Below are 20,025 nucleotides of genomic sequence, written 5' to 3'. Positions count from 1 at the left end.
CTGCCCGCCCAGGGTCCCCCAGTCACAAAGCCTGGGACACCGTGGCCGCCAGACGGAACGAAGTGGTCGCTCCCGCATAGGAAGCTGCGTCGTCCTCACCCACGAACCGCAGCTTGACGTGGAAGGCACGCATCTCGCCGACCGGAAGGCTCCCCAGCTCCGAAGCGACAACCCGACCAGAAGGAGCGGCATCCCCTGCCACACGCTCCCAGGTCAACGCCGGATCATGCCAGTTCTGCGCAGGGTTGGTGCTGACCGCTATCTCCAATGCCCGGCTCAACTCCGCGGAACCGGCAGGGCTGTCGTCGACAACCTCCACCGTCTCCAGGGCGCTGATCACCCCGTCCAAGGTCCCCGTGTTTCGCAGCGACACCGTCAACGCGCCGTCCGGCGGCCACATCCGGTCCGGGCCCACCTCCGACAAGTCCACCCGGATCGGATTCTGACCGGTCCGCGACGTCGTCAACTCCACGTCGAGCCGGCCCGCGGCGACTGCGAGGGGTCCCGTAGCAGTCCGCGCAGTGAACGCGGCATGGGTGGTCATCAGGACTCCCCACACCGCCGCCGTCGTGGCCGCGGCAGCAGCGGCCACCAGCACCGGCTTGCGCAGCCTCATCTTCTTCATCCAGCCCTCGCTACGCCTGACCGAGACTGACATCGAACATGAACTCGGTCTCAGCACCCTGGAAGAGATTGTCGTACTCGGAAGCACGGTTAGGCCAGCGGAGTTGGAAATGGAGCGCACAGGACTCGCCGGGCTGGATCGGGGCGGGACGCCGGGGCAGGAGGTCGAGGATAGGTCCGGGAACTAAATCCACCCAGCCGCTGCCCTGGGACCAGTCCGGACCGTGACGCCCCCCAGCAAAGCTGTACCGGATCTCCAGGGCTTCGCTGAGATCCGGCTGACGGCCAGAAGTGATGACGACGTCGATGGAGTCGATGAGCGCGGAAAGCGAACCGGTGTTGGTGATGACCAGGGTGTAGGACTCGGAGTCGGAAGCCGGCCACTGCCCTCCCGGAGCGGCGCCGCGAAGACCGACAAAACCGCTGGCCCCGCTCGGATCACGTTCGTCTACTTCCACCGAGAGGTTTCCAGCGGTGATCTGCCCGGGCTTGGAGACTGCGCTCGCAGAGAAGTAGGCGTACGTACCGCCGAGAGTCAACAGCAATGCGGCACAGGCCGTGGCCACTCCCAGGACCAGTGCTGTCTTTTTCCTCATGCTCGCGTCTCAATCTCCCCGGCTGCCCACGGCCATGGACCAATCCCGCACCGACACAGCGCCGGTGCGGGGATGGCACGCCTAGTTCCCCTGGTTGACCTGGTCCAGGTTCACCCGGAACTTGAAGGAGGTCGTCGCGTTCATGTACGGGTTGTCTTCTTCTGGGCTGCCGTTGGGCCACTCGATCTGGAAGTAGATGTAGACGGACTGGCCCGCCGGAACAAGCTTGATTCCGGGAAGATTGTCCAGCTTGCCGTTGTCCAGCGGTTCGAACCCGGGGTTGCCGAACGAGCCCGGCTCAAAACCGAACTGCTTGACTACGGCGCGGATCTGCAGCCGGTCGGCCAGGTTGGGGGTGCTTCCGGTCAGGTCCACGATTTCCAGGGAGTTGATCTCCCCGTCGATGCTTCCCGTGTTGGTGACCCGCATCCTGTACCAGCGGTGCCCTGCGTGCGGGAAAGCCAGGTCTTCGACGTAGACGTGCCCGGGGGCGGCGTTGGCGATCTTTACCGGCTTGTTCGACACTCCCTGGCCGGACTGGTCGATACGGACCTCCAGGTCGCCTGCCTGGATTGCCTGCTCGGTGGTCTGCGCGCTGTCCGTGAAATAGGCGTAGGTGCCTCCGGTGATCGCCACTGCGGCGCCGATCACCGCAGCGGCACCTAAACCTGCGACAAGCCTTTTTCTTTTGTTCATTCTGGTGGCCACAAAGGCCCTTCCTTTCACGCCGTGCCGGCGGGAGTTGGGGAGACCGCAGACAGAACCGGAAGATGGTGGTCCCGAGGGTGCATCGGGAAAGGGAAGCGTGCGCGCCGAACAGTCCCGTTGCCGCCTCCGCGGCCTCCCGCGGTAGCGCAGCGGGGCCGTCAGGGGGATGTGGCGTAGCTTCCCGCTGCTTCCCCGCCGGTGGTCGACAGTGCCGTCATCGGCGAGGTCGCATTCCGCCACCGACTCTTCCGGTTCTGTCATCCAGTACTCTGCCGATTCTCCGGTTTCTGGTCATCCCCAAAGTGAACGAAGTATGTTTCCCACTTTTTGGCGATGAGCCCGCACCACTTCCGGGGCAGTCTGGGTGGCACTATCCGTGCTCGTGGACGAAAGTTGTGAACATCCACGATGCCCCGGTTCGAGGAACGACAGCATGAACATGAACCACGCCGATCGCGGCACCAACGCGGTGACGTGGCGTCTCAGCCTGCCGCTTCCAGGCCAGCGTGCGGCCTGGGCCGTGATCGGTGCTGCCGCGGTGGCTGCGGTCGCGCTGTCGCTCCTGCAGTTGGGAAAGGCGAGCGCCTCGTTCACGGTGCGCGCCACCACTCCCCCCATCGAAGTGATCGCGCCCACGCCCACAGCTTCCCCGACCCCGTCGGCGTCGCCAAGCCCGGCCACGCCCGCCGCGGAGCCCACGCCTTCCGCTACTCCTTCATCCCCGCCCGTCTCGCAGCGAGAGGAAGGCACCGATCCGGACTTCCTGCACCCCGGGCCTCCCGGATCCTCGGACCATTCCCACGAAGGGGGCCGTTCCCCCCACGCCCCGTACAGCCCGTACAGCGACCCGTCCTCATCCCAGGTGGAAAGGCATGCACACGAACCGAGAGGTGTCGGCCTTGAGTAGGAGTGAGCGCTCCATCCTCCGGTCGATCACCGTGGGGACGGCCGCGCTGGTGCTGTGTTCCACCCTGCTGGTCTGCCGCGCTCCCGCCTTCGCAGCAGCCACCCCCCAGCCCGGGGGAGTGATCCACATCGACCAGCAGTTAGACGTGAGCGAACTGCGGGTGCTCGACGTCGCCGACATCGCTCCCGGCTATGAGGAGGCCTGGCTGGTCACCGTGATCAACCAGCGCAACGAGCCGGTGACCCTCGGGGTGCGGGTGGACGAGCTCCACAACGCCGACAACGGGTGCAGCGTCCCTGAGACCCGGGTGGACGACACCTGCGACAGCCCGGGAGAACTAGGGGAGCACGTGCAGTTGCGGCTGGGGACACCGGGCAACCTCCGCATGTTCAGTGCCCCGCTGAACGAGGCGGTCTCCGGAAGCGGCCAGATCGTCACCGTTCCCGCCCGGGGCACAGCCGAGGTCGTGATCGGCCTCAAACTTCCGGCCACTACCGGCAACGAAGTGCAAACCGATTCGGTGAGCTTCGTCCTCGTCTGGCGGGCCGAAGCGATCCCGAGCACGTCGCAGTGGGAATCCGAGGACGAGGTGCCGCTCCAGACGGCTGCGGCAGGCACCCCCGGTCCTGCTGCGCTGGCGCTCACCGGAGCCCACGTCATGCTGCTGGCCGGGGCCGCGGTGGTCCTGCTCGCGGGAGGCGCTCTGCTTGTGGTCACGGTGGGAAGCGAGGCGGGACGGCGGTCGGCAGACCGTCCCGTCGAGCAGTGAATCCCCGGCACAACATCAGCGCCCCGGGAAATTCGGAATTTATGACACCTAATCCCGCTCTATATCTAATTTTCGTAAAATCGCTGGAGTGCGGCACGAACCGGTGTCGCTCCTTCCATGCGTTCGACGCGTCACGCGGGAAGGGCTTTCCGACCTCGCAAAGAAAATCCGGTCTCCGGCGATGACCAGGCCCGCGGGGCACGCGAACGTGAAGGGGAAATGGTGATGGACAACCGTCTCGGCCCGCTCAACGACGACACCCCGCCACTCGGTGAATCCTCACAAAACATCCAAGAAGAAGAACAACCGGAACCGCGACATAGAAAACGCTCCGTGCTCCTGCGCATCCTCTCAGCACTTTTTCGGATCACCGTGGTGGTCCTCGTCCTCGGCTCGCTGGTCATCGTCTTCTCGGTCTCAGTCCTGCCCCGCATCACCGGCGCCCAAGCCCTGATCGTGCTCAGCGGCAGCATGGAGCCCGCCCTCCCCGTGGGCTCGGTGGTGATCGCCGGACCCGTCGAGCCCCACGAGATCGACGTAGGCGACATCATCACGTTCACCCACGCTGACCCGGCCCAGACGGAAGTCGCCAACACCACCACCCTTCCCCTGGTCACCCACCGCGTGATCGACATCGAAACCACCGAGGAAGGCATCGTCTTCCACACCCAGGGGGACGCCAACACGGTCCCCGACGAACCCCCGGTTCCCGCCGCCGACGTCCGCGGAAAAGTGTGGTACCACATCCCCTACTTCGGCTACGCCCAGCAGGCCATGGTGCAAGGCCCCACCGCCCTCTACGTGCTGGCGGGCCTGCTCTTCGTCTTCGGTATCTGGCTGCTCAGCGTGGCGCTCAGCGACGACGAGCCTCCCGCGGAGAACACCCAGCAGTCACCCCAACCCGTCGGAGAAGGAGGGGACGGGAACTGATGAGCCGGGTCACGACCACTGCCGCGGGGTGAAGGACGGTCCACTGTGCGCAGACTCGTTGTGGAATCAGCCGTGCTGCTGGCGCTCGTCATCGCCAGCGCGTTCACCCTCTCCGCCCTCGAATCCCAGCTCTCGCTGGCGTCCGGGGCAGTCGCGACCATGGCGATGCTCGCCGCAGCCACCTCGGTTGCTGCCGGGTTCGCCGCGGAAATGGTCGCCCGGCTCTCTGAACAGTCCTCTCTGCGCCGGATCGCGGCCGCGATGATGCTCTACGGCATGGTGGTGGTCCCCACCACCGCTTCAGGGCTCGCCGCAACCACCCTCGACACCATCGTGGTCATAGCGATCCGCCACACCGCCACCCTGCTCACCATCACCCTGCTGCTGCTCGCCGTAGTCCCCTTCGACCGGCCCCACCCGTGGCCGATCCGCCCGTTCCGGAACCCGGCAACCGGCCTGCGCGGCCTGCTCGTGGCAGCCGTGTGCTCCCTGGCCTCAGGAGGACTCGCCGCGGCCTTCCCGGAAGCCGCCTACCTGGTGGTCCGCTCGCCCATCCTGTTCTCCTGCACCGCCCTGCTGTGGCTGAACGTCGCATTGACCTGCCTGGTCATCGGCGTGCTGCGGCGCAACCGCATGCTGGTGTGGCTCAGCTTCGGGCAGCTCGCCATCGTCCTGGCGCACGCCCCCCGATTCTGGAGCGGCGACTCCCTGTTCTACGCACCCCCCTTGTACTCGCCGCTGCTCGCCCCCGGCATGCGCGTCCTAGGCACCACCCTGGTCCTGCTCGCGGTCCTCCAAGTCGCCTACCGTACCTACCAGCGGTTCCACCTCGACCAGGAGCGGCTCGCCAAAGCAGAAGCCGAAGCAGTGGAGGCACGCCAACGGCTCTCCACCCAAGCGCACGAACTCCGCAACGCCCTGGCCGGACTGGACGGCGCGGCCCAAGTGCTCGCCATGGACGACCCGGAAGGAAAAGTGGACCGTGCCGCTCTGCGCGCCGCACTGTCCGCAGAGCTGAACCGGATGCGGGCCATGCTGTCCCCGCAGTCAGAGCACACCCGCAACGACACCACCCGGCTGCGGTCCCTGTTGAAGCAGCTGGTGCTGATCCGGCGCAGCAACGGCACCGCGATCGACCTCACCGTGGACGGCGACCCCGTCGTCGCCATGCCCCAGGACGCTGTCGCCCAAGTCATCACCAACATCCTCGCGAACTGCGAACGGCACGCCCCCGGAGCGCACGTGTGGGTGGAAACGTACCGGATCAGCGACACCATGGTGCGGGTGCGGATCCACGACGACGGGCCCGGAATCCCGCCCGGCCAGGAGCAGGAGGTGATACGGCGCGGAGTCAAAGGCAGCGGCTCGGTGGGAGAAGGGATCGGCCTGGCCGTCTGCCAGGAACTCGTGACCCGCCACGGAGGCCGCCTGCAGATCGCCCCCGCCGATCCGGAACGGCCCGGATTCACCGTCCTCATCGACCTGCCCCTCAGATCACGGGCACAGCAGTCGTCCACCCCAGGAGTGTGAGACCCCACAGTCCCCTCGTCAGAAAGCACGGGTCGCACCGCTGACCCGTCCACTACGTCCACCAGGGCCACGAAGTATCGGGAGCGGCAATGTCGAATCCTGACCGCGCGGTTTCCCCGTCGGTACTCATCGTTGACGACCACGAGCTTTTCAGCGCGTCGGTCGAGATGACGCTCTGCAATCGAGGAATCCATGCGGTGCGCGCTCACTCCCTGGAACCCTCAGCGGTCCTCGACCAGGCCACCCAGCTCCAGCCGTCGCTGATCCTCCTCGACCTGGACCTGGGACGCGACGCGGAGGGCCGCCCCAGAGACGGGGTTCCGCTCGCCCGGGACTTGACCCGGTCCGGCTGGCAGGTGCTGCTGGTCACGGGAAGCACGGAACGAGAGCGGATCGCTGAAGCGCTCGCCGCGGGCGCTGCCGCCTGGCTGTCGAAATCGGTGCCGTTCGACGAGCTGATCTACACCATTCTCGACGGTTTCGCGGGCCGTCCGATGATGGACGCCAAGGAACGACAGGAGCTGATCGCCGAATACCGCGCCCTGCAAGCGCAGCAGCGCGCCACCAACCAGAAGCTCGCCCAGTTGACCAAACGGGAACGGCAGGTCCTCGACGCGCTCGTGGCAGGGAAGCGTGCCAAGGTGATCGCTGAAGAGTCGTACGTCTCGATCGCCACGGTCCGCTCCCAGATTCGGTCGATCCTGGCCAAACTCAACGTGCGGTCCCAGCTTGAAGCGGTCGCCCTCGTGAAATCGTTGAACCGCTAGCGGGACGGCCGCGGCACACCTTCCTTACCTGCCGGCACCGCGGAAGATCCGCCACCCCAGGTTTGGGCCGTCCCTCCCCGGTCAGAGAGGACGCTGGGGGGATGGCAAGCGGGCGGTGGCTTTCCCGGGGGAGGAGCTGCCGCCCGTCTCCGTTGTTTCCCTGCCCGCGGGCAGCAGTCAGGACCCCCGGTAGTACTCGCGCGAGGTGCGGGACAGCGCCAGAACTACCACTGCGAGCGGTAGCACGAAGTGGGTGAGCATGGCCCCCTGGTGGGCCGTGAGCAGCACGGTAACGATGGTGAACGCCTGGACGGCCAGGACCGTCACCAGGACCGGCAGGCCACGGTGCCGCATCATCAGGCCCAGCATCAGCTGTGCCCCGCCGGAGGTGCCGGCAGCGAGCAGCGGGCCGGTGGCTTCCGCAGCGGAGCCGATGCCCAGCAACTGCACCAGGCCGTGGGCGAAGCTGAGCCCAGCCAGGAGGAACACCAGGATCCTGGCCCAGCGGACCGGTCCAGGCAGCACGTCCTGCGCCGTAGGCGACCGTTCCTCCATCACTCAATGCCCCGGGGAATGCGCGGGCCCGGCCGCGGACCCGCCCCGGGAATCCGGCGAGGCAACTGCCCGTCCGGAAGGTCGTCGTGCACGGGCAGTTCCAGAGGGGCCGTGGCCTGGACGTTCCGTTCCACCGAGGACTCCACCGAGGGTTCTGGCACCCACTGCTCCTGCTCATCGGAGAGCGGAGCGTAAGAGTCGTCGAAGTCGACGTCGTCGAACTCGATCAGTACGCCTCTGCTGGTCACCGCGGCCTTCGTTGCGCGCTTCAGATACTTGCCCGCGACTTTGCCTGCGGCAATGGTGCGCTGCTGGTCCCGCTCGGTGGCTGCATCCAAGATGACGCGCGGATGGTGCCGCAGTCCGTCAACGATCCGTTCGACCAGGTCGGGCTGCCGCTCGTCTGGGGAGACGGCCGGCAACCTGAAGGGCTCACCATGGGCAGAGAAGAGGGAGACAGGCATCCAGAATCCGGTTTCACATGCTGAGTCGCCGTTGTTGTCGGCCCACTGGGTCCACGGGGCGACCAGTGGTAAACAAAGCTGATCACCAATATTCTCCACCACCCTAAACCACATGAGGAACAGGGTTTTTCGTGCGGTACCGATCTGTAACCTGAGGTATCAGCAACCTCTGCCTACCCGCCCCGTGCACTCCGGGTGGGGAATCTCATAGGATCAGCTTTCGGTCATCCCTTATCACCCCTTGTGTCTTTTGTGCCTCGCCCCCGGGCACGTGACTCCGCCGAGTCCCACACACCAGTGGAAGTCTCCATGTCCGACGACGCCCGTCCGTCCACCCCCTCTCCCGAGGACCCGCCACCACGCCGCCGTAGCCTCCGCCGGGTCCTGGTGTGGACGTCGATCCTTCTGAGCGCGGCCCTGATCGCCTGCCTCGGCACGGCATACGCCTACTACCGGTCCCTGCGCGCCAACATGGTCCAGCACGATCTCGTCGCCCTGCTCCCCGAAGAAGAGCGGCCCCCTAAAATCGGCGACGCCGTCAACATCCTCTTCATCGGCTCCGACGGGCGCGAGGGAGGCAACGCCGCCTACGGCGGACGGGACTTCGTCGGGGAACGCTCCGACTCCCTGCTGCTGGCGCACATCTCCCCGGAGAACAGGGTCATCGTGGTGAGCTTTCCCCGCGACTCGCTCGTGGACCTGCCGGCCTGCGACCCGTACGGGGAGACCGAAGGCACCTACGGCTACTACGGCATGATCAACGCCGCCCTGTTCCACGGCGGACCGCCCTGCGTGGTGAAGACGATCGAATCGCTCACCCAGATCCGCATCGACCACTTCGTGCACCTGAGCTTCGTAGGGTTCCGGGAGATGGTGGACGCCCTCGGCGGCGTCGAAATGTGCATCCCCGTCCCCCTCCACGACGAGCGGTCCAAACTCGACATAGAAGCGGGCACCCAGGTGCTCGACGGGGAGCAGGCGCTGGCTTTCGTCCGCGCCCGCTACGAGATCGGCGACGGGGGCGACCTGGGCCGTATCGACCGCCAGCAGATGTTCCTGGGCGCGCTCGCTTCGCAGATGCTCGACAGCAAGGTGCTCGCCAACCCCACGACCATGCACGCCCTGCTGGAGTCGGTGACCCAGTACACGGCGACCGACGCGGACCTCACCTTGGACACGATGCTGTCGATCGCGTTCACCCTGGCCGACGTCGAACCGCGGAACATCACCTTCTACACGGTGCCGTCCTGGCCCGCCCCCTGGGACCCGAACCGGGTGATCTGGAACGAGGAGAAAGCAGAACGGCTGTTCCGCGCGATCAAAGAGGACACCCCGGTCGAGGACGTGATCGTGGAAACCGGGCGGCCAACGGCCGAGCCCAGCCCGTCGACCAGCCTCACCCCGTCCTATCCTGCGGAGCCGTCCCCGAAGCCCACGAACCCGGAACCGACCCCGTCCGCGGCGCCTCCGGACGCGATCGAAGGCCGCGACGCGACCGCGGACCCCTGCGTCAACGGTCTGGGCCTGGGCACGGAGGACATGGTCACCCCGCGCTAAGGAAAACCCGGACCAGGGGAGGGCAGAAAAAGACGGCGGGAGCGGCCGAGTCCGCGCTCCCGGCCGCTCCCGCGAGGGCGCTCAACGGCTGCGAGTCTGCCCGGCACAGCCGTGAGAGGAGTTCTTCGCGCCCGCCCCGTCGGGGCTTCCTGTGGTGGCGGTCGAGGACCGCACTCCCGACCGCCACCATTAGTCAATCCCACAGCGCGGGGAGAGAGCATCGGCACAAAGACCGCACATACCTGGGGCTTTAGTCCTAAGACGTCTGCGACTCCGACGGGTTTTGCGTAACTCCCGACGTCAAGGCCCGAGGCATGCTACGGTCACTGGCGACACCAGGCGATCACTTTACGTGTCATAGGCGGAACTCGTCGTCACAGCTTGGTGGTACTCGCAGAGGACCCAAGGCGTGGAGGAGGCGAATGGCACACGCACCGCGTTGCCCCGAGCCCAGCCACGCCGCTCGGCTCCCCGGGATCCGCCGTGTTCTCCTCCTCAGCGGATTCACCTTCGTCGCCTGGGTGCTCGGTGCGGCCGCCCCGGCGTTCGCCGACACCCTCGACACGCTCACCGGCGCCATCCGGCACCCGGAAACCGCGGTAGCGCAGACCACTGCAGAGCTCACCGAACTCGTCGACACCGCGCTCACCACCGACCGCCTCGCGCCGCTGCCCCTCCCGCAAACCGAGCTTCCGGTCGACACTGCCCTGGCCGTGGACGTCGACCAGCTAGAGCGCACCGACACGCCCCTTCCCCCACCGGTGGAGTCCCGTCCCGCCCCCACCGGAACCGGTGACAGTCCGGCAACCGCAGCCGGCACCGCCCCCGAGGCGCCGCAACCCCAGCCCACCGCGCCTGCCGAGGCCAGCGGCCACGCCACCGCCCCGAACCACGTTCCAGCTGCCGCGGACGACACCGTCGAGGACGAGAGCGGACCACAACCCGCAGAACCCGCCGCGCCCGCTCCCGCAGCACACTCGCACGCCCCCCAGCAGGGGCCGTCCCTGACCGGGGGAATCGTCGGCGACCTCACCGACCCGCCTGCCGTGGCCCGCCGCGACAGCGTCACCGCGCTCACCGATCTGTCCGTCGCGCTCCCGCCCCGGCACTACGTTGCCGACCCCTTCTTCTCGCCCGACTAGGAGCAGTCCTCACCGGGCCTGCGACCGGACCCGCGCCTGAAGACGTCTCCGCTTCCGGCGCTGCTCTCTCCCCCACCGGTTTCGTGATCCCAGCGTGCTCTGGGAGCTGACCTGAGCTGCGCACCCCGCCTGCTGTGGAGTTCAGGCCAGCCGGGCGGCCCGCACAACCCCTCGGCTGACCGGCCGGTGGCGGCGCGACCACTTGCCCGCCGACCGGCCCGCTACACAACCCATTCCCGACCCAACAATCAGCAAGGAGAAGCATGCTCGCGAACATCCGCGCCGTCGTCCGCACCGCTGCGCTTTCCGTAGGGGCAACCGGTCTCATCGCCCTCGGCAGCAGCCTCATCTCCGGCCTTCCCAGCAGCACGGGACTCGACGGACTCGGCGTCGCCCTGCCCGCAGTGTCGACGGACGCGTTGGAAATCGACCTTGCCGGGGCGCACACCCCGGACCTGTCCGCGCCAACGATCCATGAGGAGACCCTCTCCCGCCCGCTGGGGACGGCTGCCCTGCCCGACGAGAACACGGTCATCGCGCTGCTCCACCAGGCAGGCAGCCACCACCTCGTCCCCCAGCAGGAGAACGCGGCCCTCTCCGGCCCCGGCGCCGGAGCCGCTGAGGGCGCACAGCACAGCGCCAGCGGCCAGGCCCGCGCCGGGCAGAGCCCTGCCGCTGACTACGCCACGTCCGCCCGCCCCTCCGGCAGCAAGAGGGCCCGCGCCGGACAGAACGCTGACGTCACTGACCCTGCCGAGTCGCTGGGCCTATCCACGGAAGGACTCCTCGGCAAAGGCCTGCTGGGCGAGGGCTTGACCCTGTAACCGGGCAGCGGAGGGCGACCGGTGGCGGACGGTCGCCCTCCCCAAGGTCAGGAGCCGTTCGGCGGAGTCCAGTCCTCCAAAGACCAGGCCATCTCCCAGAACCGGATCTCGTAGTGGCAGCTCGCGACGAATGCCCGCTCCATGCGCTCCCGCTCAGCGGGACCCGCCGCGGCAGCCAACTCGTCCAGCATGGCCCGGGTTTGGGTGAGCTTCTGGGACTCGTACAGGCCCGCGTAAAAGTCCCACCAGCCGTAGAAGGGGTGGCTGGGGTCCAGCGGGGTTTCGCTGGTGAACCGGGCCGCCGCCCACAGGTAGGTCCACGGGCACGGCAGCAGAGCGGACAGCAGCACGCCGAGAGTGTCCCGGCCCGCCTCCATCATGTGGTTGATGTACGCCTGAGCAGTGGGCGCCAGATGGTCCGCCTGCGCCTCCTCGTAGGACACCCCCACGTACGCGCACAGCGACTCGTGCGCGTGGGTTTCCGCGCAGAGGATCACGGCAGCGTTGTCGTGGAAGAACCGCATCCACCGCCGGTCGGGGGAGAGCGCCATCCCCAGCCCGTAGCAGCGGGTGTACGCGGTCAAGTACTGGTAGTCCTGCGCGACATAGTGCAGCACCTGCTCCCGGCTGAGACTGCCTTCCCGCAAGCCTTTGAGGAACGGATGCTGGTAGAAGGCTTCGAAAAGGTCAGCGTGCCGCCGTCCCAGCTCGGCAGTGAAACCTGTCTCGCCGTCGGTGACAGGAAGTACGCCCACGATTCCTCCGCTCGCATATCCGGATCGTTGAGTACAGGGTGGGGGAGTGGAGTATTTCAGCGGAATTCCTAGGAATCCCTAGGAAATAGCGGGGGTGGGAAACCCGGATTCCCGTCTCGGGAAGAAGTTTCCCGTGTGTCTACTTTGCCCTATCTTCCGCGGCGCGTCCACCCCGGCCACGGAATGCTGCCGCCAGGGAGAAGCCCGGCAATTCCGCTGGTCGCACAGGTTCTGCTCGTGCGACAACGGCACAGAGAAGCCGTGTCATGCCTGGTCAAGGCAGTTTTCAAACATTCCTCTCCGGTGTGATGGGGGAAAATTCCCGATCATGAATCGAGAAAAGAGGACAGTGGCGGAATTGTCCCGGTATGCGGCATTTTCTTAACTCAATCCCAGAAAAGAAAAATTCCGTCTCTGTTGAACGAGACGGAAAAACCATGATAATCCACAAGGAAAGGAGTGGTCTCACCGCTGTTCGCGGAACAGCAGGGGAATGAAAACGGGATACGCTGTCCGCCTGCCCGGCGCCCCGTCCAAGAACCATGGCCGGGCCCCGGGCACCAGCCCTGTCGCGCCTCCCCGCTCAAAGCACTGCTCGGGCCTTCCCCCACGACCGCGCCCCCGTCAACAGCTTCTCGATAGGGGCCGGAGGATAGAACTCGGCACCCACGATGCCGCTCAACACGTCGTCCATCACCCACACCCGCTCCTGGTAGGTCAACCCCCGCAAATGCTCCAACACCCGGGACACATCCACGGACACGTCAACCCCGTCCACCGTGATCGTGCACAGCTCGAACGTGTCCGGCGTGGGAGGAAAGAGCATGCCCTTGCGGCGCCCCATCAACGTCGCCAACGTCACCACCCTGTCCAACGGCTTCCCCTCGGCCAAGGCAGCCAACGCCTCATGCTCCGCCCACGCGGAATACAGCTCGGCAGCCAACCCGCCCGGGGCGATATCGCGAGCCGCGAGCCTAGCCCCGTCCCAGCGGCAGATCTTGCAGGACTCCATGACCGCTCCCGCGATCTTCCGGGCCAGCGGAGACTTGTGGCGCACGGTCGACCGCAAATCACGGGCATAGGTATGAGACATGCCAATCCGGCACACCAGGTCCATAGACTTCCCTTCCGCTGTGTGAAGGCTCCGGCGGCAAAGCCGCGGCGATGCCTGACTGCACCTGGAATTCACCCCTGGAACGCCAGTGGTCAGCGGGCTGTCAAAAGGGCGCAGAGGTCGCGCGAAAGTAATGAACGGGCACGATAGTTGTACCCCAGGACCACGGAAGGCCCGTCCCCCGTTTCCCGTTCCGCAACTCGCCGGAAAACACACCTCTTCGCCCCCGGCGTCGAATTCGCCAACGGCACCCCGGCCGCCGGCCCACCATGGCACCCGCCGCTCACAGCACGAAAGGGAAGAGATGAAAGTCACACCGCCGCGCTGGCTTCTGGAACCCACGGGGGAAGGCCACACGCGAAACCAGCGCGGCGGAAGTCACGACTTCTTCGGAATGCGGCGCCCGCTCACAATGTCCGTCATGATGCGGATGAAATGCGGCTTAGGGCCCGGCGCCCACGGCTGCAACGGCAGCGACTCAAGAAGCGCCAACTCCTCGGGGTCGTCAACCGCACGGCCGATCCCGACCACCGCCACCGACCAGCCAGTGCGAGTCTCCACGTCGTAGTCGTCCACCTCGAACGCGACCACCGTGTCCCGGATGGCCTGCGCGAGCTTCGACTCCGGGGACGTGCGGATGATGATGTCCGTCCCCAACATGGCGAAGTTGACGGGCTGAACCGCTGGAAGCGCATGATCAGTGAAGACGATACGGCCGATCGGAGCCTCCGCCAGCAACTGGAGACACTCCTCCCGGGCAAGCACTTCCAGGCCGGCCCTGTCGGTAACGGCCGTACCACGCCCATTCACGTTCATGCGCCTTCCTCCTGAGCGTTCAATCCTCCCGAGGAACGTCAGATCTGGTTCTTCGCGCGCAACTGCGCGACCAGCACCGCAGCCTGGGTGCGGCGCTTCAGGTCAAGCTTCCCCAACAGGCTAGAAACGTAGTTCTTCACGGTCTTCTCTGCCAAGAAGAGCCGCTCCCCGATTTGCCGGTTGGTGAGCCCTTCCCCGATCAGATCGAGGATCTGCCGCTCCTGCGGGGTGAGTGCCGCCAGCGGATCGGGTTTACCGCCGTTCTGCCGCAGCCGCTCCAACATCCGCCCCGTGCTGCGCGGGTCAAGCAGCGAACCACCCGACGCCACGGTACGCACCGCCCCCACCAGATCAGAGCCGTGGATCTGCTTGAGCACGTAGCCGGCCGCGCCCGCCATCACCGCCTTGAAGAGCGCGTCGTCATCGGCGAAAGAAGTGAGCATCAGGCAGGCGATGTCAGGGTGGGATGACCGGATCTCCCGGCACACTTCAACCCCGGAACCGTCAGGCAGTCGCACGTCAAGAATCGCTACATCCGGTTTCACCACCGGGATGCGGCTGAGCGCTTGCTCCGCGGTGCTCGCCTCGCCGACAACCTCCAGGTCGTCCTCGTCTTCGAGAAGCGAGGCAACTCCCCGGCGCACCACCTCGTGATCGTCGACCAGAAACACCCTGATCGGCTTAGGCGTGTCCGCCTGCGGCATGGCTGCCTCCCTGATTTCCTCGTCTCTCTTTGACGGTAACGGCCTGAACCAGGGACAGCCGCGCCGAACGGCTTGATTAGCTCTGCCAAAGGTCCCGAATCGGACCGCCACTAGGCCCCGCAGGCGAGGGGACGGGCAAGCCGCACACCAGCAGAGAAAAATCCCCGAGCAGGGAATCTCTGCGAGGACCAGCCCGTTATAAGGCGTGGGTCGGTGCGGTAGAAAGTGTCCCCCGGGCTCCAACCTATGCCTTCGCGGAATACCGCGTTCGGACACCGCCTCGGCGGTGGCCCCGGACGGTCTTCGGAGCCGCGTTGCGCCCTGCGCCGCGAGGCGACCGCCGCACCGCTCCGCGAACGTGCAGGCCCCGCCAGGAACTCCAGGCGGGGCCTTCGCGCTGTCTAGGCTTCACACCCCGGCGATACCGACGTACTTGGTCTCCAAGTACTCGTCGATACCGACCCTGCCGCCTTCACGGCCCAACCCGGAATGCTTCACACCCCCGAACGGCGCCGCCGGGTTGGAGACGATGCCCTGGTTGAGGCCGACCATGCCGCTCTCCAGCTTCTCCGCCATGCGCAGCGCACGCCGCAGGTTCTCCGTGTACACATAGCTGACCAGACCGAACTCGGTGCGGTTGGCTTCCGCGAGCGCCTCCTCCTCCGTGTCGAACGGGATCACCGGCGCCACCGGACCGAAGATCTCCGTGCGGCACACCTCACTGTCCTTCGGCACGTCGGTGAGCACCGTTGGATGGTAGAAGTAGCCGGCGCCGTCCCCGCGCTTCCCGCCGAGCAGCACACGGGCACCCCGGTTCGCCGCGTCGTCGACGAGACTCTGCACTTTGGTGCGGGCCTTGTCGTCGATGAGCGGCCCCACGTCCACGTCCGGCTCAGTACCGCGCCCCATCCGCAACCCGGCCATGCGCTCCGCGAGCCGCCGGGAGAACTCTTCCGCCACCCCGGACTGGACGTAGAAGCGGTTGGCCGCGGTGCACGCCTCACCGATGTTCCGCATCTTCGCCTGCAACGCCCCCGCCACGGCCGCGTCCAAGTCGGCGTCGTCGAACACGAGGAACGGCGCGTTGCCACCCAACTCCATAGAGGTGCGCAACACCTGGTCGGCGCTCTGCTTGATCAGCGCGCGGCCCACCGGCGTAGAACCGGTGAAAGACAGTTTGCGCAGACGGCCGTCACGCAGCAGCGGCCCCGTCAACCCGGCCGCGTCAGTCGTGGGCAGCACGCTGAGCACCCCCTCAGGCAGCCCAGCCTCGTGCAGGATGTCGGCGAGCGCCAGCGCCGACAGCGGGGTCTGCTGAGCGGGTTTGAGGATCATGGTGCACCCGGCGGCGATCGCCGGACCGATCTTGCGGGTGCCCATCGCCATCGGGAAGTTCCATGGCGTGATGAGAAGCGACGGGCCCACCGGCTGCCGCATGACCAAAAGACGGCTCTGCCCGTTCGGAGCAACCGAATAACTGCCGTCGATCCGCACCGCCTCCTCGGAGAACCACCGGAAGAACTCGGCGGCGTAGGCGATCTCCCCTTTGGACTCGGCTACCGGCTTGCCCATTTCCAAGGTCATGAGCACTGCCAGGTCCTCTTGGCGGTGCATGAGGAGCTCGTAGGCGCGCCGCAGGATCTCCCCGCGCTCCCGAGGCGGATACTCGGCCCACGTGGGCTGGGTAGCGGCCGCCATCTCGAGGGCGGCCATCCCGTCAGCCACGCCAGCGTCAGCAACCTCACACAGCACCGACCCGGTGGCGGGGTCTTCCACTTTGAACGTCGCCCCGGACTGGGCGTCCCGCCAGTGCCCGCCGATGCACACCTGCTTGGGGACCTGTTCGACGATCCGGGCTTCACGTTCTATGGTGGTCATAGACGGATCTCCTCTCGGGCGTGGTCGTTACCGCCGTCTGGCGGGTACGCTGCCCGGCACATGCCGCAGCTAACGACCACCCGGACGGGAGCGGATAATCCGTCGAAGGCAGCTCCGGCGCTGTGCTACAGTTTTTGATGACGGCACAGGGAGTGCCGAGGACAACCAAGCACTCGTAGCTCAACGGATAGAGCATCTGACTACGGATCAGAAGGTTGGGGGTTCGAGTCCCTCCGAGTGCGCGCACGTCAAAGGGCCGCTCCTCATCGAGGAGTGGCCCTTGTGCTAACGCTCTTGCTCACAGCTCTCCCGCACCGCCTCGGCGAAGGCGTGAGCCACCGCGGCTATCCGCTCCCGGACCACGTGTGCGTACACCCGCAGGGCCACCGACGGGTCGGCGTGCCCGAGGCGAGCGGCGACCAGGTGCACGGGCACCCCGGCCAACAGCGTGGTCGCGTGGACGTGCCGCAGGCCATGCAGCCGTGCTGGCGGAAGCCGCTCAGTCAGCCCGGCCCCTGCGCCGGTTCGTTGTACCTGTGGATCAACTGCCTCATCAATGAGGACCCCGTGTCGGGGTGAATCGGCTCACCCTACGCCGTGGTGAACACATAGCCGTCGGGGTCGCCCTTCCACGCCTCTCCCAGGACCTCACATTCCCTGTCCTGTTCGACGCGGTGGCGACGGAGCACGGCCACTGTTTCAGCGCCGAAGCCCACCACCCGCGTTCTCTCGCTCTTGGTGGAGCTTTCCACTCGTCTGCCGTCGATGACGGAGACCGAACGGGCGATACGGATTTCCGCGGCGTCGAGGTCGACGTCCGACCAGCGCAGCCACAGCAGTTCCCCTCGCCGAGCACCCGTGTAGGCAGCCACGTGGAAGAACGCCCACAGCCGGTGGCTGCGTGCCGCCTCTTCCAGGAACACCTTCAGTTGGGCAGGTGTCCACACTTCCCCGACTCAGGACGCTTCTTACGAGGGCGCTTGGCCCGTTCCACGGGGTTGCTGGGAAGGAACTGTTCGATCTCCACGGCGTCGCGGAACGCCTTGCGCAGCACGGCATGGACGTACTCGACCGTACACGGCGACAGTCCTTTACCGTCGCGCCCGCCACTTGCCGAAAGATCTCGGTAGACCTTGGTGAACGTGGACGGCCGCAGCGCCTGGACCTTCACCGATCCGATACGAGGAACGACGTACCGCTCAACAAGGAACCAGTACATCTGCAACGTCTTCGGCTTGATCTGCACAGAGTGCGTTTTCAACCACTCGGTCAGATAGCCGGTCACGGTCAGGTCAGAGCGTTCGATGTATTCGCCGCGTCGGGCTTTGATCCGCGCTTCGTCGCGGGCGGCCTTGGCTTCGTCCTCGGTGGCGAAGCCGCCGACCCACTTAGGTTTGCTCACCCCGGTTTCCGGGTTGGGAACGCGGATGACGTAGGACCAGGTCTTGTCGCGTTTCATCACGCCGTCGCGGAGCTTGCCCATCAGGCCGCCTCCTGTTGGGTGAGGAGGCCGGAGACGTAGTCGTTCAGCGCCGAGAGCCGCCGATGCGCAGCGAGCGCACTTCTCCGGAGACAAGAAGTTCGTAGAGCTTGCTTCGGGAGATCGCCAGCACGCGCGCGGCTTCGGGAACGGTCAGAAGGATGCGTGGGGGTTGGTGATGCTGCCCTCTGTTCAGTTGCCGAAAGGGGGCCTGTTGTTGGGGCGGCTTGTGCCGCGTGGAGTGCTGCGCGGCGTTTGAGTGCTTCGCCGACGGCCCGCAGGAGGCGGTGTTCTCGGGGTGGCAGTCCGGGTCGGTGGGTTGGGCCAGTTTCCAGGCGATGCGATCGCCGTCGCCGAGGAAGTGCGGCGGGAAGGCTGCGGGGTGGGTGTTCTCTTGGTCGTTGATGGGGTTGGTGGGGTCGAGGCCGAGGGTGCGCAAGACCTAGGCCAGGCGGTCGGCTTTGTGGTTGGCCAGGGTTTTGCCGGACCATTTGCGTGAGACCAGGACGCGTCGGCCCGCGTAGCCGAGGTGTTCGCGGCGGTGGGCTTTGGAGGTGCAGAAGCCCGGCCGCAGTCCGGCTTTGGCGTCTTTGGGTTGGATGCCGTGGCGCAGCTAGTTCGCGCACCGCGGCGAGCACGGCTCATAGCGCAGCGCCTCCAGGAGGCGTTCGACGTGCTGTTCCTGCGCCACCGTTTCGACGGTGTGGCATTCGGCGATGTCCTTGGTCAGGTACTTGGCCAGGTACCTGATGCACCGGTCGGCGTCGGGTGATCCGGCAAGCACGCCTTTGGCGTCGACTTGGGGGCCGAAGCGGACCACGTGCAGGGGCTGGGCGTGGGGGGCGGCGTCGATCACCTCCACCGCCCACAACGGCAACCCGGTCTCCCGGCCCACCTCCGGCCGCTTGGTCTCGAAGTTCGTCACCGCCTCCACCCCCAACGCGAACGCCCCGTGCGGGAACACTGTCCCGAACTCCACCGGCAACGCACCCTGAATCGCCATCTAGCCGCACCTCTCCAGGACATCCACTCGATCACTTAGTCACTTGTTTGACTAAGTTAAGGTCAAGATAGCCCGCCCAACTCGACCAAACAAGTGGCTAAGCGATCGAGATTCCCTGGCCCCTACACAGCCGAGTAGGAGTCTTCCAGTTCATGCAGGTCACCGGGGAGAACTACTTCGGCGACGGCAAGCACCTCCCCCGAAGTGTCCACTATCCGCGCGAGGATCCCAAGCACGGGGGTTCCCTTTTCGAGCCCAAGGAGTTCATTCTCCTCATCGGTGGCTAGTCGTGCGCTGAGCCGCTCGAAGACCAGTGAAGGACGGAGTTGCTTGACACGCTGGATGTGTTCACGGGCGCCGATGCTGATCGGGGCGAGGTCCCCGAGATCCGTTCCTTCTGCCACGTCCAGAGGAAACCACAGCGTCACCAACTCGCTCGGTTTGCCGTCGTCGAGCACCAGGCGTCGCCGCATGATCGCCGGAGCGTTCTCGGGCAGGCCGATCACCTCGGCGATGGTCGCGGGAATGGACATTCGTCCCGCACGGACGATCCGGTCGCTCTTGGAGTTCTCAGGAGCCTCAAAGGCACTCGCCCCGGCGCGCGAACGTTCGACAGCCTGGTGAGGAACACCCTTGACGAACGAACCGCGTCCGTGCTCGCGTTCGATCCACCCCTGCATGCTGAGGATCTGGAGAGCACGAACAACCGTAGACCGCCCCGCGCCGAATTCACGCACCAAACGCGTCTCGGAGGGCAGCTTCTCGCCTACCGGGTAGGTGCCGTCTTCGATCCGCTCTTGGAGCGTTCGGACAATCTGCACGTATTTAGGAGGCGTGAACTCCAGACCTGACATGTTGACCATCCGGTTGGTCCACTGCTCGTTTGGTCAAGTTTACCTGCG

23 protein-coding genes, 1 tRNA gene and 2 pseudogenes are annotated in these 20,025 nt (G+C 66.2%); 9 read left to right on the top strand and 17 right to left on the bottom strand.

Annotated elements, in window-relative coordinates:
- Nucleotides 1-22: 22 nt before the first annotated feature.
- The 3 genes from CW348_RS09430 to CW348_RS09420 form a co-directional block, all read right to left on the bottom strand.
- Nucleotides 23-625 carry a hypothetical protein gene (locus CW348_RS09430; RefSeq protein ID WP_011293383.1) on the bottom strand — a complete coding sequence of 201 codons (603 nt, stop codon included), beginning with the start codon at nucleotides 623-625 and terminating at the stop codon, nucleotides 23-25.
- 10 nt (nucleotides 626-635) lie between these two features.
- Nucleotides 636-1,220, bottom strand: a complete 585-nt coding sequence (locus CW348_RS09425) for a TasA family protein (RefSeq protein ID WP_011293382.1) — start codon at nucleotides 1,218-1,220, stop codon at nucleotides 636-638.
- A gap of 81 nt (nucleotides 1,221-1,301) precedes the next feature.
- Complete coding sequence (locus CW348_RS09420; protein ID WP_227480946.1) at nucleotides 1,302-1,916, bottom strand: SipW-dependent-type signal peptide-containing protein; 615 nt, start codon at nucleotides 1,914-1,916, stop codon at nucleotides 1,302-1,304.
- A gap of 445 nt (nucleotides 1,917-2,361) precedes the next feature.
- Here CW348_RS09420 and CW348_RS09415 point away from each other — a divergent pair, with 445 nt between their 5' ends.
- The 5 genes from CW348_RS09415 (at nucleotide 2,362) to CW348_RS09395 (ending at nucleotide 6,831) form a co-directional block, all read left to right on the top strand.
- Nucleotides 2,362-2,835 (top strand): hypothetical protein, encoded by a 474-nt coding sequence (locus CW348_RS09415; protein WP_227480945.1) that lies wholly within the window; start codon nucleotides 2,362-2,364, stop codon nucleotides 2,833-2,835.
- Nucleotides 2,819-3,604: a hypothetical protein gene (locus tag CW348_RS09410; RefSeq protein WP_255266185.1), complete on the top strand. Its 786-nt coding sequence runs from the start codon at nucleotides 2,819-2,821 to the stop codon at nucleotides 3,602-3,604. The genes CW348_RS09415 and CW348_RS09410 overlap by 17 nt, the downstream gene beginning before the upstream one ends.
- Before the next feature lie 225 nt (nucleotides 3,605-3,829).
- Nucleotides 3,830-4,534 (top strand): signal peptidase I, encoded by a 705-nt coding sequence (locus CW348_RS09405; RefSeq protein WP_169803323.1) that lies wholly within the window; start codon nucleotides 3,830-3,832, stop codon nucleotides 4,532-4,534.
- Nucleotides 4,535-4,579: 45 nt separating this feature from the next.
- A complete protein-coding gene (locus CW348_RS09400) occupies nucleotides 4,580-6,064 on the top strand; it encodes a sensor histidine kinase KdpD (protein ID WP_011293377.1) in 1,485 nt (494 codons plus the stop codon).
- 89 nt (nucleotides 6,065-6,153) lie between these two features.
- Complete coding sequence (locus tag CW348_RS09395; RefSeq protein WP_011293376.1) at nucleotides 6,154-6,831, top strand: response regulator transcription factor; 678 nt, start codon at nucleotides 6,154-6,156, stop codon at nucleotides 6,829-6,831.
- Between the two features lie 177 nt (nucleotides 6,832-7,008).
- Here CW348_RS09395 and CW348_RS09390 read toward each other — a convergent pair whose 3' ends face one another.
- Nucleotides 7,009-7,386 carry a hypothetical protein gene (locus tag CW348_RS09390; protein ID WP_011293375.1) on the bottom strand — a complete coding sequence of 126 codons (378 nt, stop codon included), beginning with the start codon at nucleotides 7,384-7,386 and terminating at the stop codon, nucleotides 7,009-7,011.
- Nucleotides 7,386-7,808 (bottom strand): hypothetical protein, encoded by a 423-nt coding sequence (locus CW348_RS09385; RefSeq protein WP_016189386.1) that lies wholly within the window; start codon nucleotides 7,806-7,808, stop codon nucleotides 7,386-7,388. The genes CW348_RS09390 and CW348_RS09385 overlap by 1 nt, the downstream gene beginning before the upstream one ends.
- Before the next feature lie 351 nt (nucleotides 7,809-8,159).
- On the opposite strand from CW348_RS09385, the gene CW348_RS09380 reads away from it, so the two are divergent.
- From CW348_RS09380 to CW348_RS09370, 3 genes are all read left to right on the top strand, one after another.
- On the top strand, nucleotides 8,160-9,407 hold the full coding sequence (locus CW348_RS09380; RefSeq protein ID WP_016189385.1) for an LCP family protein: 1,248 nt from the start codon (nucleotides 8,160-8,162) through the stop codon (nucleotides 9,405-9,407).
- Between the two features lie 422 nt (nucleotides 9,408-9,829).
- A complete protein-coding gene (locus CW348_RS09375) occupies nucleotides 9,830-10,549 on the top strand; it encodes a hypothetical protein (RefSeq protein WP_011293372.1) in 720 nt (239 codons plus the stop codon).
- Nucleotides 10,550-10,812: 263 nt separating this feature from the next.
- Nucleotides 10,813-11,373, top strand: a complete 561-nt coding sequence (locus CW348_RS09370; protein ID WP_011293371.1) for a hypothetical protein — start codon at nucleotides 10,813-10,815, stop codon at nucleotides 11,371-11,373.
- 47 nt (nucleotides 11,374-11,420) lie between these two features.
- Here CW348_RS09370 and tenA read toward each other — a convergent pair whose 3' ends face one another.
- From tenA to CW348_RS09345, 5 genes are all read right to left on the bottom strand, one after another.
- Complete coding sequence (tenA, locus tag CW348_RS09365) at nucleotides 11,421-12,128, bottom strand: thiaminase II (protein ID WP_011293370.1); 708 nt, start codon at nucleotides 12,126-12,128, stop codon at nucleotides 11,421-11,423.
- Between the two features lie 583 nt (nucleotides 12,129-12,711).
- Complete coding sequence (locus tag CW348_RS09360; protein WP_227480944.1) at nucleotides 12,712-13,221, bottom strand: hypothetical protein; 510 nt, start codon at nucleotides 13,219-13,221, stop codon at nucleotides 12,712-12,714.
- A gap of 399 nt (nucleotides 13,222-13,620) precedes the next feature.
- Nucleotides 13,621-14,058, bottom strand: a complete 438-nt coding sequence (locus CW348_RS09355) for a pyridoxamine 5'-phosphate oxidase family protein (protein ID WP_011293368.1) — start codon at nucleotides 14,056-14,058, stop codon at nucleotides 13,621-13,623.
- Nucleotides 14,059-14,096: 38 nt separating this feature from the next.
- A complete protein-coding gene (locus CW348_RS09350) occupies nucleotides 14,097-14,762 on the bottom strand; it encodes a response regulator transcription factor (protein ID WP_011293367.1) in 666 nt (221 codons plus the stop codon).
- 408 nt (nucleotides 14,763-15,170) lie between these two features.
- The gene (locus tag CW348_RS09345) at nucleotides 15,171-16,640 is read right to left on the bottom strand and encodes an NAD-dependent succinate-semialdehyde dehydrogenase (RefSeq protein WP_011293366.1); all 1,470 of its coding nucleotides are present in this window, start codon (nucleotides 16,638-16,640) and stop codon (nucleotides 15,171-15,173) included.
- A 169-nt stretch (nucleotides 16,641-16,809) separates the two neighbouring features.
- On the opposite strand from CW348_RS09345, the gene CW348_RS09340 reads away from it, so the two are divergent.
- Nucleotides 16,810-16,882: transfer RNA gene (locus CW348_RS09340), tRNA-Arg, on the top strand.
- Between the two features lie 43 nt (nucleotides 16,883-16,925).
- Here the strand turns inward: CW348_RS09340 and CW348_RS09335 are convergent.
- The 7 genes and pseudogenes from CW348_RS09335 to CW348_RS09310 form a co-directional block, all read right to left on the bottom strand.
- Complete coding sequence (locus tag CW348_RS09335; RefSeq protein WP_258076860.1) at nucleotides 16,926-17,147, bottom strand: tyrosine-type recombinase/integrase; 222 nt, start codon at nucleotides 17,145-17,147, stop codon at nucleotides 16,926-16,928.
- Nucleotides 17,148-17,230: 83 nt separating this feature from the next.
- On the bottom strand, nucleotides 17,231-17,587 hold the full coding sequence (locus CW348_RS09330) for a tyrosine-type recombinase/integrase (protein WP_255266184.1): 357 nt from the start codon (nucleotides 17,585-17,587) through the stop codon (nucleotides 17,231-17,233).
- A complete protein-coding gene (locus CW348_RS09325; protein WP_258076855.1) occupies nucleotides 17,566-18,123 on the bottom strand; it encodes an Arm DNA-binding domain-containing protein in 558 nt (185 codons plus the stop codon). The genes CW348_RS09330 and CW348_RS09325 overlap by 22 nt, the downstream gene beginning before the upstream one ends.
- A 43-nt stretch (nucleotides 18,124-18,166) precedes the next feature.
- Complete coding sequence (locus CW348_RS09320) at nucleotides 18,167-18,559, bottom strand: excisionase family DNA-binding protein (RefSeq protein WP_287463477.1); 393 nt, start codon at nucleotides 18,557-18,559, stop codon at nucleotides 18,167-18,169.
- 3 nt (nucleotides 18,560-18,562) lie between these two features.
- Nucleotides 18,563-18,940 (bottom strand): annotated as a pseudogene (locus CW348_RS15945) (replication initiator).
- Nucleotides 18,941-18,949: 9 nt separating this feature from the next.
- Nucleotides 18,950-19,123: pseudogene (locus tag CW348_RS15940) on the bottom strand (plasmid replication, integration and excision activator); the annotation flags it as partial.
- Nucleotides 19,124-19,245: 122 nt separating this feature from the next.
- On the bottom strand, nucleotides 19,246-19,986 hold the full coding sequence (locus tag CW348_RS09310) for a GntR family transcriptional regulator (protein ID WP_011293360.1): 741 nt from the start codon (nucleotides 19,984-19,986) through the stop codon (nucleotides 19,246-19,248).
- Between the last annotated feature and the right edge of the window lie 39 nt (nucleotides 19,987-20,025).

This window comes from Thermobifida sp. (genome assembly GCF_017577275.1).
In the GTDB taxonomy this organism is placed as follows: Bacteria; Actinomycetota; Actinomycetes; order Streptosporangiales; family Streptosporangiaceae; genus Thermobifida; species Thermobifida fusca.
Note: the sequence above shows the minus strand (reverse complement) of the source record. Positions and strands in the feature narration are given on the sequence as shown.